This is a genomic window from Amycolatopsis sp. NPDC057786, from assembly GCF_042797905.1.
Taxonomy (GTDB): domain Bacteria; phylum Actinomycetota; class Actinomycetes; order Mycobacteriales; family Pseudonocardiaceae; genus Amycolatopsis.
Genome location: NZ_JBHVKW010000059.1, coordinates 21,689 through 37,008, shown reverse-complemented (window position 1 = coordinate 37,008; position 15,320 = coordinate 21,689). Strand labels below are relative to the sequence as shown.

The window sequence follows — 15,320 nt, the reverse complement described above, 5'->3', positions numbered from 1 at the left end:
CTACGGCAACCGGACCACCCGCAGGAACGCGGGCAACAGCCACGGTCGCGGACCACTGACGACGATCTTGCGCGTCAGCGCGGAACGCGCCTTGCCGACGCGGTGGAACAGCATCAGGTTCAGCGTCGGCGGGTCGAACGAGATCCGAATATCGACCGGTCCACCGGGCTCCTCGACGGTCACCCGTCCCCGACGCAGCACCAGCACCACCGGGGACGTGTACGCGGACCGGAACGCCACGGCGATGCGGCGATCCCGCGGCGGCTCGTCGGTGTCGAGAAGGTGCCCGATCTCGTGGCTCAGCACACCCACCAGGAACAGGTCGAAGAACAACGCCGCATCAGCCGGCTGGATCGTCCACGGCAGCTTCAGCGCCTTCGCGATGTCCCAGCCGTGGATCTGCAGTTCGTTGACAAGGTGCGCGAGAACCCCGGCCAGCGGCACCTTCGAGCCCCCGAGCCACTCCAGCGGGGTGCCCGGATCCGCGTCCTCCGTCACCCGCAGTACTTCCTCGATGTCCGCGAGCAATCCGGTGACGAGCACCTGGATGTCGCGTTCGGGAAAATCTCGCAACACCAAGGTGTTCAGCACGGAAACGGTGTCCACAGTGGTCTTCTCGACCTGGCTCTGCCCTCGGCCGTCCAAAATCGACGCGCCGTCCGGCCGCACCAGGGACGTGTACATCTTCGCGATCATCGCGACATGGGCGACCGTTTCGGCCACCGTCCACTCCGCGGTGACCATCGCGTCCGGATCCGGAACGCGGGCGACCAGTTCCGCGAATCGCGCGCCCGTCACCCGGTAGGCTCGCCGCACCGAACGCCATCGATCCGCCGAGATCGCTCTGGTCACGTGCCGATTTTATCGCGCTGACACCGAAAAGCGTTCCGCTCCCGTGCGATCCCGCGCTGCCCGAAAGCGCAGTGACCGTACTCACTACGGAAATTCACGTGACACACACCGACCGGCACAGGCAGACTGAACGGAAAGACTCAGCCTCGCCTTCGCTGTCACCGTTGCCGGCGCCGAAGGCGGCCAACGCGGACCCGCGCCCTTCCAGGAGCCCTTCACTGATGACCGAGACCCTGCCCGAAACCGCCCACGACCAGGAAAGGGCACCGGCGAAAGCCGGGCTCCTGATCGGGGTCCTGGTCCTTTCCGCGTTCGTGATGATCCTCAACGAGACCATCCTGAGCGTGGCGCTGCGTGACCTGACGGTCGACCTCCAGGTCCCGACCACCACCGTCCAGTGGTTGACCAGCGGCTTCCTCCTCACCATGGCGGTCGTCATCCCGACCACCGGGTTCCTGCTCGAGCGGTTCACCCCGCGCCAGGTGTTCCTGGCCTCGCTCACCCTGTTCAGCACCGGCACCCTGGTGAGCGCGCTCGCCCCTGGCTTCGCTCTCCTCCTGACCGGCCGCGTCATCCAGGCCTGCGGGACGGCGGTGATGCTGCCGCTGCTGATGACCACGGTGATGCGCCTGGTCCCGGTCGAGAAACGCGGCGCCACGATGGGCACGATCACCATCGTCATCGCGGTCGCCCCGGCGATCGGCCCGACCATCGGCGGCGCTGTCCTTTCGTCGCTCGGCTGGCGCTGGATGTTCTGGATCGTGCTGCCGCTCTCGATCGCCGCGCTGGTGGTCGGCATGCTGCAGCTGCGGCTGGACAGCGACACCCGCAAGGTGCCGCTGGACGTGCTGTCGGTGATCCTGTCCGCGCTCGGTTTCGGCGGCGTGCTGTACGGCCTGTCGGTGTCCGGCGAATCCGCGGGCGGGCATCAGCCGGTGCCGCCGTGGGCGCCGATCGCCGTCGGTGTCGTGGCGCTCGTCGTGTTCACCTGGCGCCAGCTGCGCCTCCAGAAGGAAGACCGCGCGCTGCTGGACCTGCGTCCGTTCACCCACCGCAGCTTCGTCGTCTCCCTGGTGCTGACGGCCCTGCTGTTCATGTGCCTGCTGGGCGCCGCGGCGATCCTGCTCCCGCTGTACCTGCAGACCGTCCTGCACACCACGACGTTCGTCAGCGGGCTCGCGGTGCTTCCCGGCGGACTGGTCCTCGGGCTGCTCGGCCGCCCGGTCGGCGCGCTTTACGACCGCTTCGGCCCCCGGCTCCTGGTCATTCCCGGCGCGGCCGCGATGGCGATCTCGCTGTGGCTGTTCGCCCTGCTCGGCGCGGGTTCACCACTGATCGCGGTCATCGCCATCCATGTCCTGCTGATGGGCGGGCTCGGCCTCATGATGACGCCGCTGATGACCGAATCCCTCGGTTCGCTGCCCGAGCACCTCTATTCACACGGCAGCGCGATCCTCGCCACCCTTCAGCAGCTCGCCGGTGCGCTCGGTACCGCCATGTTCATCGCGGTGGCCACGGCCAGCACCACCACTGCCGGGGCGGTCAGCCCCGACGCGGGCGGCATCCGCACGACGTTCATGGTCGCCGGTTGCGTCGGCCTCGCCGCGTTCGTCGGATCGCTCTTCGTCAAGAAGAGCGCCGGCACCGGTGCGGTGGCCGCGCACCACTGACGTTCGCCTCGCGCCCGCCGTCGCCTCCGCCGGAGGAACGGCGGGCGCGCGTCGTCCGATCACCTTCCGGCCGTAGGCGATGGCGGGCTGTTCGATCCAGCGGCGCAACGCGCAGGCGAACACCAACGCGACACCGGTGGTCGCGGCGGCCTTGGCCAGCCCGCTGGGCAGTAGCCGGCCCGTGACTCCGGCCGCGCCGGTCTGGGCGAGGTAGAGCGCGTACGAGCGGTCTCCGACGAAGGTCATCGGCCTGCTCGAGAGCAGCGTCCGAACCGGGCCCGGCGACACGACGGCCACGAGCAGCAGTGCCGAGCCCGCCGCGTAGACCGGCACCACGGACTGCCAGTGCCCGCCGAGTGCCTTCGCCAGCGGGCCGACGGAGAACTGCAGCACGACGAACCCGCAACCGATCACCGTCGCGACGATCGGGCTGGTCAGCGGCCGGACCAGGGCGAACCCGCGCGGATGGTGGAGCGTCATCGCCAGCAGGCAACCGATGACGAGCGAGCAGTAGTGCACCGAAAGACTCGCCCAAGTGTGCGAGGGTGCCAGCGGCAGCGCGAACAGCACGACACCCAGGACGGCCGACGCGCCCAGCAGCAGGCGCAACGCCGTCTTCCCGCTTCGCGCGACCGAAGTCAGCACCAGTAGCGCGGGCCAGACCAGGTAGAACTTCTCCTCCACGCCCAGCGACCACGACGTCGGATAGGGCGTGTTGAAGTCGACGAGTTCGTTGCCGAAGACGAGGTAGTACGGCATGGCGTCGGCGAGCCTGCTGCTCCGGTACGTCCCGCCTAGCAGGACCGCGACCGTGGTCAGCGCCAGGAGCAGGAAGTACACCGGCATGATCCGGAAGACCCGGCGAAGGTAGAACCCGCGCAAGGAGATCCGGCCGTCACGGTCTTCCTCGCGCAGGGCCAGCGTCGTGATGAGGAAGCCGGACAGCACAAAGAACAGTTGCACGGCGATCCAGCCTTGGAGACGGTCGACGACCGGCCCTCCGTAGTGGAAGAACACGACGGCTACGGCGGCAAGCGCGCGTACGCCGGTGAGACCGGGGAACCACGACGAGGCCAGGTAGTCGGCGTGGCCGAGTGGCCGCCACCAGGAGCGGCGCGCAAGAGCGAACATGCCCCGAAGGTTCGGACGCGGACGCTGAACCGAAGCTTAAGGAAGCTGAAGACGTCTTCAGCTTCGCGCTTTCGCCAACGGCAAGCGGACGACGAGCCGGGCACCGCCGTCGTGGTCGGCGACTTCGACGGTGCCGCCGTGTGCCCGGGCGATCTCGGCGACGATCGCCAGCCCGAGGCCCGCGCCACCGTCGTCACGCGCACGTCCGTCGTCCAGACGCACGAAGCGATCGAAGACCCGGTCACGGTCCGCGGCGGGAATACCCGGCCCGTCGTCGGTGACCGCGACCACGGCGACTTCGTCCACAGTGGACAGCCGAACCTCGACGCCGGTGCGGGTATGGCGTTGCGCGTTGTCCACCAGATTGCGCAGCAACCGTTCCAGCCTGCCGCGGTCGCCGAGGACCACCGGATCGTCGTCCATCTCGGCCCGGACCCCCTGCCGTCCGGAGAGACAGGATTCGACCACTTCGGACAGTCGCACCGGCGTGGTCCGTTCCGGTTCCGCGTTGTCCAGCTTGCCCAGCAGCACGAGATCTCCGACGAGGTCCTGCAAGCGGGTGACGTCGAGGAGCGCGTTACGGCAGGCGTCGCGCCAGTCCAGCCGGTCCGGATGCGCGAGCAGCACTTCCAGCTGGGTCCGGAGGGAGGCCAGCGGAGTACGCAGTTCGTGCGACGCGTCCGAGGTGAAGCGGCTCTGCCGGGTGACCGCCGTGTCCAGGCGGGCCAGCATCGTGTTCATCGTTTCGGCGAGCTTCGCGATCTCGTCGGCGCTGTCCGGGGCCGGGACCCGGCGGGAGAGATCGTGCGCGCCGATCTCCGCGACCTCCGAGCGGATCGCCTCCACCGGCCGCAGCGAACGGCGCACCGCGAGCCACGCGACCGCCCCGATCAGCAGCGCGATCACCGGGACGCCCGCCAGCAACGTCACCCGTACCGCGTCGAGCGCCGCCTGCCCGGACTCGTCGACCACGGCGGCGCCGTAGATCCGGTACTTGCTGTCGCCGCTCGTCTCCGCCGCGACGTGCACGCGTGTCTCGGTGGTCTCCACGTCACGTCCGAGCACTCCCCGGCAGCCGACCGACCCCGCCATCGACTCGTCGACCGCACCCGCTTCGAGAACCGACACGGAATCACCGCGCTGGTAGTCGTCCTCCTTGACCAGCAGACCGTGCCGCAGACCAGGGCACCCGATGACGCGCCTGCCCGACTGGTCGACCACCTCGTAGGCCGAGTCGCGGACGAGCAGGAGCAGATCGGCAGGCGCGGCGCCGGTGTTCAGCAGCTGCACGATCGCCGCCGCGCGCGCCCTCGCCACCTGCGCGGCCCCCGCCCCCAGCCGGTTCTCGGCGTCGACCACGAGCCACGCCGAAACGACGCCGAGCGCGACGAGTGACGTCACGAACGAGGTCAGCGCGACCCGGAAGCGGGTCGTCCGCAGGAATTCACGCACCGGAGCCCACCACGTGGTAGCCGGCGCCGCGCACCGTGCGGATCGTCTCCACCCCGAACGGCAGATCGATCTTGCGCCGCAGCGCGCTCACGTGGACCTCGACGAGGTTCGCGGTCGCCGACGCGGCGAAATCCCAGAGGTTCTCCAGCAGTTCGGCCTTGGTGACCACCTCACCCTGCCGTTTCATCAGATACGCCAGGAGAGCGAACTCCTTGGTGGTCAACGGGATCTCGGCCGTGCCGCGACGGCAGACACGGCTCGCCTGATCGAGTTCGAGGTCGCCGAGCCGGAGCGTACCGGGCCGGGTCGCTCCCCCGCGCCGGATCAGTGCCCGGAGCCGGGAGAGCAGGACGCCGTAGGAGAACGGCTTCGGGAGGAAGTCGTCGGCGCCGGTGTCCAGCGCCTCGATCTCGTCGTCCTCGCCGTCTTTCGCGGTCAGCATGAGGATCGGGGTGGTGTCGCCCCGTTCGCGCAGCCTCCGGCAAACGCGGTAGCCGTTGAGTCCCGGCAGCATGATGTCGAGGATCATCGCGGAATACGGGTGTTCGCCGGCATACCAAAGCGCGTCGCGGCCGTTGTGCGCGACGTCCACGGCATACCCCTCGGCGCTCAGCCCCGCGCGCAGCGATTCGGCCAGCCGTCGCTCGTCCTCCACGAGCAAGATCCTCATCCGCTCACGATCCCATACGACGGGACCGGATCCGGTCGCCGCCCGCCCGCTGTCCGGGTGAAGGCTTCGCCGCCGTCAGGACCAATCCTCCACCGGGTGGCTCAGTCCTTTGGTCGTATTCCGGGAGCGATCCCACATTTCGGATCGCCCGGCCTTGTCACGGCCCGGCCGCCCCTTTACGGTCCTCGATGGGAGCGCTCCCATAAATCGGATTCCGGTCGCAAGGAGGCGACGCATGAGATTCCGCGGAAAGGGTGTTTCGGCACCATCGGCCATCGGCGCGATACTCGCGATGGTGGCTGTGCCGGTGGTGCTGGGCTCGAGCGCCGAAGCGGCGCCGGGCTGCAAGGTCGACTACACGATCACCAACCAATGGGACACCGGTTTCGGGGCCACCGTCACGGTCACCAACCTCGGCGACCCGATCACCGGGGGCTGGTCACTGAGCTGGGACTTCCCCGGAAACCAGCAGGTGCAGCAGGGCTGGAACGGCAACTTCGGCCAACAGGGCACCCGGGTGACGGTCAGCGACGCGGGATGGAACGGTTCGCTCGGTACCGGCGCCACCGTCTCCCCTGGCTTCAACGGCAGCTACTCCGGCACCAACGGGAAACCCGCCGTCTTCACGTTGAACGGCACCACCTGCACCGGTTCCACCGCCCCCACCACCACGACCACGACGACTCCCGGTCCCGGCGGCCCCAAGGCGGACAACCCCTACGCCGGCGCCGGGGTGTACGTGAACCCGGAATGGTCGGCGAAGGCCGCCGCGGAACCGGGCGGCGCCCGGATCGCGAACCAGCCGACCGGCGTCTGGCTCGACCGGATCGCCGCCATCGAGGGCACGGGCACGAGCCGCGGGCTGCGCGCCCATCTCGACGGAGCGCTTCAGCAGGCCGCCGGGAAACCGCTGGTCGTCCAGCTGGTGATCTACAACCTGCCCGGCCGTGACTGCGCCGCGCTCGCGTCGAACGGCGAGCTCAAGGCGGACGAACTTCCGCGCTACCAGGCCGAGTACATCGACCCGATCGCCACGATCCTCGCCGATCCGAAGTACGCGGCGTTGCGGGTGGTGACCGTGATCGAGATCGACTCCCTGCCGAACCTCGTCACCAACGTGACACCCCGGCAGACGGCCACGCCCCAATGTGACGTCATGAAGGCCAACGGGAACTACGTCGCCGGTGTCGGCTACGCGCTGGCGAAGCTCGGCGCGATCCCCAACGTGTACAACTACATCGACGCCGGGCACCACGGCTGGCTCGGCTGGGACGACAACCTCGGCCCGTCCGCCGCCCTCTTCGCACAGGCCGCGAAGAGTTCCGGCAGCACCTTGGCCAATGTGCACGGCTTCATCGCGAACACCGCGAACTACGGGGCGCTCAAGGAGCCGTACTTCACCGTGAACGACAGTGTCGGCGGCACTTCGGTGCGGACGTCGAAGTGGGTGGACTGGAACCGCTACGTCGACGAACTGTCCTACGCGCAGGCGTTCCGGCAGGAGGCGATCCGGGCGGGCTTCCCGGCGGACGTCGGCATGCTCATCGACACTTCACGCAACGGCTGGGGCGGCGCCGCACGACCGTCGGGCCCCGGACCGTCCACCACGGTCGACACCTATGTGAACGGGAGCAGGACGGATCGCCGCATCCATCTCGGGAACTGGTGCAACCAGGCGGGCGCGGGACTCGGTGAACGCCCCAAGGCCGCACCGGAAGCCGGGATCGACGCCTACGTCTGGATCAAGCCGCCGGGTGAATCCGACGGTGCCAGCAAGGAGATCCCGAACACCGAGGGCAAGGGTTTCGACCGGATGTGCGACCCGACGTACACCGGCAACCCGCGGAACCAGAACAACATGTCCGGCGCGCTTCCGGACGCGCCGCTCTCCGGACACTGGTTCTCCGCCCAGTTCCAGGAGCTGCTGAGAAACGCTTACCCGGCTCTGTAGGCAATGGGTCTCGTGAGTGGCGAGGACGGTTCTAACCGTCCTCACCACTCACGAGGCTTCTCCTTGCGCCGCACCGGTGATGTTGCGGACCATTCCGCCGAACACGACACCGTGGAACGGCGCGATCCCCTTCCAGTACGCGTGCCCGGCCAGCCCGCGCGGCTCGAAAACCGCTCGCTGCCGATACACGGTACGACCGTCCTCATCGGACTCGACGCCGAGTTCGAGCCAGGCGCGTCCCGGCAGCTTCATCTCCGCCCGCAACCGCAACAGGCGAGGCCGGTCGAGATATTCGACGCGCCACCAGTCCAGCGCCTCGCCGAGGTGCAGCCGCCGCGGATCCCGCCGTCCGCGCCGCAACCCGACGCCGCCGACGAGCCGGTCGGCCCAGCCGCGGACCGACCAGGCCAGCGGGAACGAGTACCACCCGTGTTCACCGCCGATCGATTCGATGACGTCCCACAGCGCCTCTGGCGAGGCGTCCGTCCGCTGCGCCCGTTCGTCCTCGTAGACCGTCCCGCCCGCCCACTCCGGATCGCTCGGCAGCGGATCGGAAGGCGCCGCGACACTCGACGCGTCCGACCAGCGGGTCGGCACGTCGGCGTTGCGGATCCGGGTCAGCGCCAGTTCGACGGCGTGCTCGTAGTGCGTAAGGCCTGCCTCGGGGTCTGGGATGTGGCCGGCGATCGAGTGGTCGTGACAGACCACCTCGTGCACCAGCGATTCGATCAGCGGTACGGCGATCGACTTCGGTACGGGCGTGACCAGGTTGACCCATTGCGCGGACAGCCACGGAGTGAGCACCGGCACCGGTACGACGGCTCGCCTCGGCAGACCGGCGACGACGGCGTATCGGCGCATCATGTCCAAATAGGTCAGTACGTCCGGCCCGCCGATATCGAAGGCGCCGTTCACTTCGGACGGCAGCTCGGCCGCGTGCACGAGATAGTGCAGCACGTCCCGGATCGCGATCGGCTGGATGCGGTTGCGCACCCAGCGCGGGGTCACCATCGCCGGGAGCCGCTCGGTCAGGTAGCGCAGCATCTCGAAGCTCGCCGAACCCGAACCGATGATCACCGCGGCCTGCAGGACGACGGCGGGCACTCCGGAATCCAGCAGGACCCGGCCCACTTCGGCGCGCGACGCCAGGTGCGGCGACAACTCCTCGTCGTCCGGCACGATGCCGCCCAGGTACACCAGCCGCCGCGCGCCCGCCGCCTTCGCCGCCTCCGCGACGGTGTGCGCTCCCTCTCGGTCGACGTCGACGAAGTCCTTGCGCGCCAGGGAATGCACAAGGTAGTAGACGACCTCGCAGTCGGTCAGTGCCGTCTCGATGGAGGCCCGATCGGTGACGTCGCCGCGTTCGACCTCGACGCGGTCACGCCATGGCTCTTCGGCGACCTTCTCCGGTGAGCGGGCAACCACTCGCACCTCGTGGCCCGCGTCGAGCAGCTGCGGCACCAGCCGTCCGCCGACATAACCGGTCGCTCCGAGCACCGCGCATCGCATGTCCCCGAGTGTTCACGGTGCCAGGCGACCGCGCACTTCGACGGTCGCGGCGATGCTGCCGCGGAGGAACCGGGCGACCGCCCGCCGCTCGTCCTCCCCCATGTCGCGCCACGCTTCGGCGTAGCGCTCCCCAAGAGGCTGGAAGAACTCGGCGCCGATCCGCCGCGCCTGCTCGTGCATCCGCAACTCGACCTTGCGCCGGTCGGTGGCGCTCCGGTCCCGATAGAGATGCCCGGCCCGCTCCAGCCGGTCCAGCACCGCCGTCGTCGCGGACGCACTCAGGTGGAGGGCGCTCGCGAGCCTGCTCGGGCTCATCGGGTCCCCCATACGGGCGGCGTCCATGATCACCGCGAGCGCGTTGAGGTCGGTCCGGTGCAGGCCGTGTGCCTCGCCGAACATCTCCGCGAACCGGTCCGACTCGACCGTCAGCTGGCGTAGCAGGAGAACGAGCAAGTCGTCCGTGACGGGCTCCGTGTCCTCAGGCATGTCCGGAACCTCCCCTCACGTTGCCCCGTCCGGGTGACCACTCTACTATTTCGATGGTCGAACTATTCACTCGTCGAAGTAGTGTTGCCACGGGAGCCATCCGTCCATGATCTCGGAAGTCGAACGCCCCGCCCGCACGCGGTCACCTCTGCGCTGGCTGCTCCCCGCCCTCGTCGCGGTCGCGTGGCTGATCTTCGGCGGGTTCAGCGGTCCATACGCGGGCAAGCTGAGCCAGGTCACCGAGAACGACAGCAGCAGCTTCCTTCCGGCGTCCGCCGAAGCCACCGAGGTGGGCGAACTCCAGAAGCAGTTCTCCAGCGCCGCCGTCATCCCGGCGATCGTCGTCGCCGAACGGCCCTCCGGCCTGACCGAGGGCGACAAGCGATTCCTCGCCGAACGGACGTCGAACGCCCGGCTCTTCCCGGCCCCGCAGAGCAACGCGGGGGCGCAGGTCATCGTGTTGCTGGACGCCAAGAGCGACCCCGGGGACGGCGTCGAGGCATTGCGAGAAGCGCTCGCCCGCGATACCCCCGACGGGCTGAAGGTGCTCGTGACCGGACCCGCCGCCCAGATCGCCGACCTGAAGGAGGCGTTCGGTGGGATCGACGGCCTGCTGCTCCTGGTCGCGGGCGCGGTCGTCGCGGTCATCCTGATCATCGTCTACCGGAGCCCGCTGCTCCCCCTGCTCGTGCTGCTGTCGGCGGTGTTCGCGCTGGGAACGGCGAGTCTCGCGGTGTACCTGCTCGCGGATCACGACGTGCTGGCGCTGAACGGGCAAAGCCAGGGCATCCTGTTCATCCTCGTCTTCGGCGCCGCCACCGACTACGCACTCCTGATGGTCTCGCGGTACCGCGAAGAACTCCGGACGAGCAACGACGCGCGCTCCGCGCTCCGCACGGCTTGGCGCTCGACCATCGAGCCGATCGTGGCCTCGGCGGGGACCGTGATCCTCGGCGTGCTCTGCCTCCTGTTCAGCGATCTCAACTCCAACAAGGGACTCGGCCCGGTCGCCGCCATCGGCATCGGCGCCGCCTTCCTCACGACCGTCACTTTCCTTCCCGCGGTGCTGGCCTTGTGCGGTCGCAACGCCTTCTGGCCCTTCCGGCCGACGGTGAGCCGACCTCGCGAAGAGACCGGCGGGATCTGGGCACGCGTGTCAGGCTGGGTCGCCCGCGCTCCGCGCACGATCTGGATCGTCACGACGGTCGTCCTGCTCGTCGGCGGCGCGTTCCTCCCCCAGCTCAAGGCCTCCGGCACCGCGCAGTCCGACGTCTTCCTCACGCCGGTCGATTCGGTCGCGGGGCAGCAAGTCCTCTCTCGCTACTTCCCCGGCGGATCCGGCTCACCCACGGTGATCATCACTCCCGTCGGTCAGGCCCCGGCGGTCAGCGCGCTGGCCCGCGTCCCCGGTGTTTCGGACGTCCGCCAAAGCGGCGAAGCGGGCGGGCTCGCGAAGATCGACGCGGTCCTCGCTGATCCGCCGGACTCCGACGCGGCGATCGCGACGGTCCAACGGATCCGGGAAGCCGTGCACGCCGTCGACGGCACCAAGGTCGGCGGCCCCACCGCCACGCTGCTCGACACCAGGGAGACCTCCGAGCACGACCGGTTGCTGATCATCCCGATCGTCCTGGTCGTGATCTTCCTCGTGCTCGCCCTCCTGCTGCGGTCACTGCTCGCGCCGCTGCTGCTGATCGGCACGGTGGTGCTGTCCTTCGCCGCCACGATGGGCGTCTCGGCGCTGGTGTTCAACCACGTCTTCGGCTTCCCCGGCGCCGATCCGGTCGTCCCGCTGTTCGGCTTCGTCTTCCTTGTCGCGCTGGGGATCGACTACAACATCTTCCTGATGACCAGGGTCCGCGAGGAGGCAGACAGGATCGGCACCCGGGACGGGACGCTGCGCGGTCTCCGCGTCACGGGTGGCGTGATCACCTCGGCGGGAGTCGTACTCGCCGCGACCTTCGCCGCACTGGCCGTCCTGCCCATCCTCTTCTTGGCACAGCTGGCGTTCATCGTCGCGTTCGGCGTCCTGCTCGATACGCTCCTGGTGCGCTCGCTGCTGGTACCGGCGCTCGCGGTGGACGTCGGGCCGAAGATCTGGTGGCCGTCGAGGCTGGCGAAGACCGGCCGGGATTGAACGCCGGCGCGTGACGAGCGCACCGGCGTACGAACTACCCGTAACCTGGACGAGCTCCGGCGGCCGACCGACGCGGGCAGCGGTGACGCGGCGGACCAGCCGGCCGAACTCACCGAGGAGTAGCGTCCCGCATCGCCGGGATCAGCATCGGAAGCGCGGCCAGGAGCGCGAGGCCTCGTATGGCACCGGTGGGCACGGGAGGAACTCGATCGCGAGCCGCTCGATCTTTCCCGGAGTTGGCCGCTGCTCGTGAACGGCGGGCTCAGCTGGCCCGAGTTCCTCGTGCCCGCTCCCCGCGACTCAGGAGACTCTCTCGACAACGACTTGGACGCGCTACGGCGGACCCCGGAAGCTCGGGTCCGGGCAAGCCTCGGCCGGATTTTCGGCACAAGGCTCCCCGCCACCGCCGCGGCGCTCGCCGACGACCCCACGTCCGGTCTGCGGGAGATCGCAACCGAACTACGGGACGCACACGACCGTCTGGTCTTGCCGCACTGGCCGCGGATGCGGGCGGTACTGGAGGCCGATGTCGGGTTTCGCGCCCGGCGACTGACCGCAGGCGGTGCCGAGCGGTTGTTCGCCGATCTGCATCCGGACCTGCGCTGGCGCGCCGACCGGGTGACGCTGGCAGGCGAGCGCTGGCGGAATCGGAACAGTGTCGTCACGCGGGGACCTGGCGGGCTCGTGTTGATGCCTGTCGTCCTAGGCTCGCCCTACGTCCTGATCAAGAAGAACACGTCGACCCAGACCACGATCCGCTACCCGGCGCGGGGAACCGGCGCCCTGTGGGCCGCCGGAACTCGTTCGGCCGGGTCCAGCACAGTACGGCTACTGGGGCGGACGCGGGCCGACCTCCTTTCGGCGCTTTCGTCCCCCGCGACCACGACCGACCTGGCCCGCGCTTTGGGCGTGACACCGAGCGCCGTTTCCCAACACCTCAAGGTCCTTCGGGACAGCGGGCTGGTCACACGTGAACGCTCCGGCCGCAACGTCCTCTATCTGACGACCCCGCTCGGTGAACGGCTGCTTTGACGATCAGAGGTCGATCAGCTCGACGGTCACCTTCGCCACATCACCCTCCTCGATCCCTTCGGCCTTGCGGACCGCCTTCTTGACCGGCAGCACGTACGCGCCGCGTTTGGCGTCCGGGAAGATCGACGTCTTCCATTTGCTGCCACCGATCCCCACCTGGACCCGGACCGCGCCGAACCCTCTGCGCGGGCCGTCGGTGATCTCGCGGATCTCCTCGGAGATGTCCTGGGGCAGGCTGACGAAGGTCCAGGTCTCCCCGCGGCGGGCGTCCCAGACCCAGAGTTCGGCATCGAACACGACGATCATCGTCGGAGCCTCGCACACGGGTCCGACAATTTCGCGAGGCCATGGGTACTCGTGTGCGCCCAAATGTGGCATCGGGGACACCGAACCGTCGTGCCACTCACCAAGAGGCAGCGACCTAGCCCTGCGAAGGATGCCGCAGTGACCGAGCCGTCGTCGCGCCGAGAACACGCGACGCCATCCACGCCAGTGCGTCGGCCGTGCGCGCCGGGGTGTCCGACGGCTGCATGATGTGGCTGAGCACGGTCCGGACCACGACGTCGATGGCGACGTCGAGTTGCTCGGCGTCCAGCGGTGGACCATAGGCGCGGACACGACCGCGCAGCATGACCGTCGCTTCGCCAAGGAGGCTTCCGGCCCGCGATGTCAGCAGCGGCAGCAACTCGGTGTCGGCGCCGTGCGTGGCCGAGACGATGGCGCGCAGCAGGAGGTTGTCGTCAGCGAGTTCGAGTACGCCGCGGACGGCGTCGTGGATCGCCTCGACGAGGTCGTCGGGATGCCGTTCGAACGCTTCACGGACCACAGCGAGGAACCGCGCGAGTTCGTGCGAGATCATCGCTTCGGCGAGCCGGCTCTTCGAGCCGAGTTCGTTGTAGACGGTCTGACGGCTGACGCCGACGATCTCCGCGAGTTTGCTCATCGTCACCGAGGACCAGCCGGAACGCACGGTCAACTCGATCGCCGCCGAGACGATCGGTTGACGGTACGGACCTCCCGTGACCGATGCCTCACTCATGATCGTCATTCTAGGCTGTGCCTTTCCAGGCGCGTTTTCGGATTTCGGCAGCCGGGCCGCGGCATCGGCTGGTCACTCACCCGGCAGGCAGGCGGCCCACCTCCACAAATCCGAGGCCTTCGGCCGAAAAGAGACGCGCGTGCCCTCCCCCCTTGTCGTCGAACTCCGTCCGAGTGGCACTTCTAAGCCGCCGTGCCCGCCGCGAACGCCAGCGCCTCCGGCCACGACGCCCGCCCCGCGATATGGCGTCGGTACTTCATGATCTCGCGCGGCCGGTCGATGGTCAGCGCCCCGACGACGCGGTCCCCGCGCCGGTACAGCGCCGTGAAGCCGCCGGCCTCCGGGACGGCGGCCACCACCTCGTCCGCCCGCGGGGTGCCGACGAATTGGATCCGGTGGTCGTACCAGTCCGACCAGAAATACGGCACCGGCGCCAGCTCGCGGGCCGACTCTGGGGCGAGCGCGTGACGAGCTGCCGCGGCACCCTGCTCCGCGGCGTTCGTCCAGTGCTCCAGCCGCATCAGCTCACCGTCGAACAACGGGTTCGAGGCGTGCGCGACGTCGCCGGCGGCGTACACGCCGGGGACGCCTGTCCAAAGCGTCGCATCGCATACGACGCCGCCGTCGCGCTCGTGCAGCGGGACCCCGCTCCCCGCCAGCCAGGCGGTGGCCGGGACGACACCGATGCCGGCGACCACCAGATCCGCGGGCAGTACCTCACCGGTCGAAAGCCGGACGCCGGTCACCGCGCCGCCGTCGGATTCCAGGCCGGTGACCATCGTGGACAGCCGTAGTTCAGTGCCCGCCTCGCGGTGAAGTGAAGCGCACACCGCGCCCGCCTCGGCCCCGACCGCTCGGACGAGCGGGACGTCGAGCGCCTCGACGATCGTCGACGACAGGCCGCGTTTCCGGGCCGCGGCGGCGACCTCCGAGCCGATGAAACCCGCCCCGATCACGACCGTGCGCGCGCCATCGTCGAGTGCGGCCCGGACGGCGAGCGCGTCCTCGACGGTCCGCAGTGTGTGGACCCCGGCGATCCCGTCGCTTCCGGGGAGCCGCCGCGCGGTGGCGCCGGTCGCGATCACCAGTGCGTCGTAGGGAACCGTCGTCCCGGCGACCGACACCTCGCGCGCGGCGGTGTCGAGCCCGTCCGCCGGCGCGCCGAGCATCAGCTCGATGCCGAACTCGTCGCGCAGCGCGGCCTCGGTGTGGAAGGGGTCGACTCGCCCGGCGCCGTCCGCGGCCAGGAAGGATTTCGACAGCGGGAGCCGGTCGTAGGGAGCCTGTTCCTCCGCACCGATCAGCACGATCCGTCCCCGGTACCCGTCCCGGCGCGCGGCTTCGACCGCGCGCAGTCCGGCCAGTGACGCTCCCACGACGACCAGAGCCAT

Annotated in this window: 12 protein-coding genes and 1 pseudogene; 4 read left to right on the top strand and 9 right to left on the bottom strand. The window is 69.2% G+C overall.

Features of this window, described 5'->3' with window-relative positions; all coding sequences use genetic code 11:
- Positions 1 to 852: a maleylpyruvate isomerase N-terminal domain-containing protein gene (locus ACFVM3_RS26395; protein ID WP_378442673.1), complete on the bottom strand. Its 852-nt coding sequence runs from the start codon at positions 850 to 852 to the stop codon at positions 1 to 3.
- A 221-nt stretch (positions 853 to 1,073) separates the two neighbouring features.
- On the opposite strand from ACFVM3_RS26395, the gene ACFVM3_RS26390 reads away from it, so the two are divergent.
- Positions 1,074 to 2,522: a DHA2 family efflux MFS transporter permease subunit gene (locus ACFVM3_RS26390; protein WP_378442672.1), complete on the top strand. Its 1,449-nt coding sequence runs from the start codon at positions 1,074 to 1,076 to the stop codon at positions 2,520 to 2,522.
- A 117-nt stretch (positions 2,523 to 2,639) separates the two neighbouring features.
- On the opposite strand, the pseudogene ACFVM3_RS26385 reads toward ACFVM3_RS26390, so the two are convergent.
- The 3 genes and pseudogenes from ACFVM3_RS26385 to ACFVM3_RS26375 all read right to left on the bottom strand — a co-directional run.
- Positions 2,640 to 3,653 (bottom strand): annotated as a pseudogene (locus ACFVM3_RS26385) (acyltransferase family protein); the annotation flags it as partial.
- 57 nt (positions 3,654 to 3,710) lie between these two features.
- Positions 3,711 to 5,105 carry a sensor histidine kinase gene (locus ACFVM3_RS26380; protein WP_378442671.1) on the bottom strand — a complete coding sequence of 465 codons (1,395 nt, stop codon included), beginning with the start codon at positions 5,103 to 5,105 and terminating at the stop codon, positions 3,711 to 3,713.
- A complete protein-coding gene (locus ACFVM3_RS26375; protein ID WP_378442670.1) occupies positions 5,098 to 5,775 on the bottom strand; it encodes a response regulator transcription factor in 678 nt (225 codons plus the stop codon). Before ACFVM3_RS26375 ends, ACFVM3_RS26380 begins: the two co-directional genes overlap by 8 nt.
- Before the next feature lie 235 nt (positions 5,776 to 6,010).
- Between ACFVM3_RS26375 and ACFVM3_RS26370 the strand changes: the two genes are divergently transcribed.
- A complete protein-coding gene (locus ACFVM3_RS26370; RefSeq protein WP_378442669.1) occupies positions 6,011 to 7,726 on the top strand; it encodes a glycoside hydrolase family 6 protein in 1,716 nt (571 codons plus the stop codon).
- A 48-nt stretch (positions 7,727 to 7,774) separates the two neighbouring features.
- Here ACFVM3_RS26370 and ACFVM3_RS26365 read toward each other — a convergent pair whose 3' ends face one another.
- Both ACFVM3_RS26365 and ACFVM3_RS26360 read right to left on the bottom strand, forming a co-directional pair.
- Positions 7,775 to 9,235 (bottom strand): SDR family oxidoreductase, encoded by a 1,461-nt coding sequence (locus ACFVM3_RS26365; protein ID WP_378442668.1) that lies wholly within the window; start codon positions 9,233 to 9,235, stop codon positions 7,775 to 7,777.
- A gap of 12 nt (positions 9,236 to 9,247) precedes the next feature.
- Entirely contained in the window at positions 9,248 to 9,721 is a 474-nt protein-coding gene (locus tag ACFVM3_RS26360; RefSeq protein ID WP_378442667.1) for a MarR family winged helix-turn-helix transcriptional regulator, read from the bottom strand.
- Between the two features lie 106 nt (positions 9,722 to 9,827).
- Here ACFVM3_RS26360 and ACFVM3_RS26355 point away from each other — a divergent pair, with 106 nt between their 5' ends.
- Entirely contained in the window at positions 9,828 to 11,858 is a 2,031-nt protein-coding gene (locus tag ACFVM3_RS26355) for an MMPL family transporter (RefSeq protein WP_378442666.1), read from the top strand.
- A gap of 249 nt (positions 11,859 to 12,107) precedes the next feature.
- The gene (locus ACFVM3_RS26350; RefSeq protein WP_378442665.1) at positions 12,108 to 12,890 is read left to right on the top strand and encodes an ArsR/SmtB family transcription factor; all 783 of its coding nucleotides are present in this window, start codon (positions 12,108 to 12,110) and stop codon (positions 12,888 to 12,890) included.
- 3 nt (positions 12,891 to 12,893) lie between these two features.
- Here the strand turns inward: ACFVM3_RS26350 and ACFVM3_RS26345 are convergent, their stop codons facing one another.
- The 3 genes from ACFVM3_RS26345 to ACFVM3_RS26335 form a co-directional block, all read right to left on the bottom strand.
- Entirely contained in the window at positions 12,894 to 13,196 is a 303-nt protein-coding gene (locus ACFVM3_RS26345; RefSeq protein ID WP_378442664.1) for a DUF1905 domain-containing protein, read from the bottom strand.
- Between the two features lie 115 nt (positions 13,197 to 13,311).
- Entirely contained in the window at positions 13,312 to 13,938 is a 627-nt protein-coding gene (locus tag ACFVM3_RS26340) for a TetR family transcriptional regulator (RefSeq protein WP_378442663.1), read from the bottom strand.
- 173 nt (positions 13,939 to 14,111) lie between these two features.
- Positions 14,112 to 15,320 (bottom strand): NAD(P)/FAD-dependent oxidoreductase, encoded by a 1,209-nt coding sequence (locus ACFVM3_RS26335; RefSeq protein ID WP_378442662.1) that lies wholly within the window; start codon positions 15,318 to 15,320, stop codon positions 14,112 to 14,114.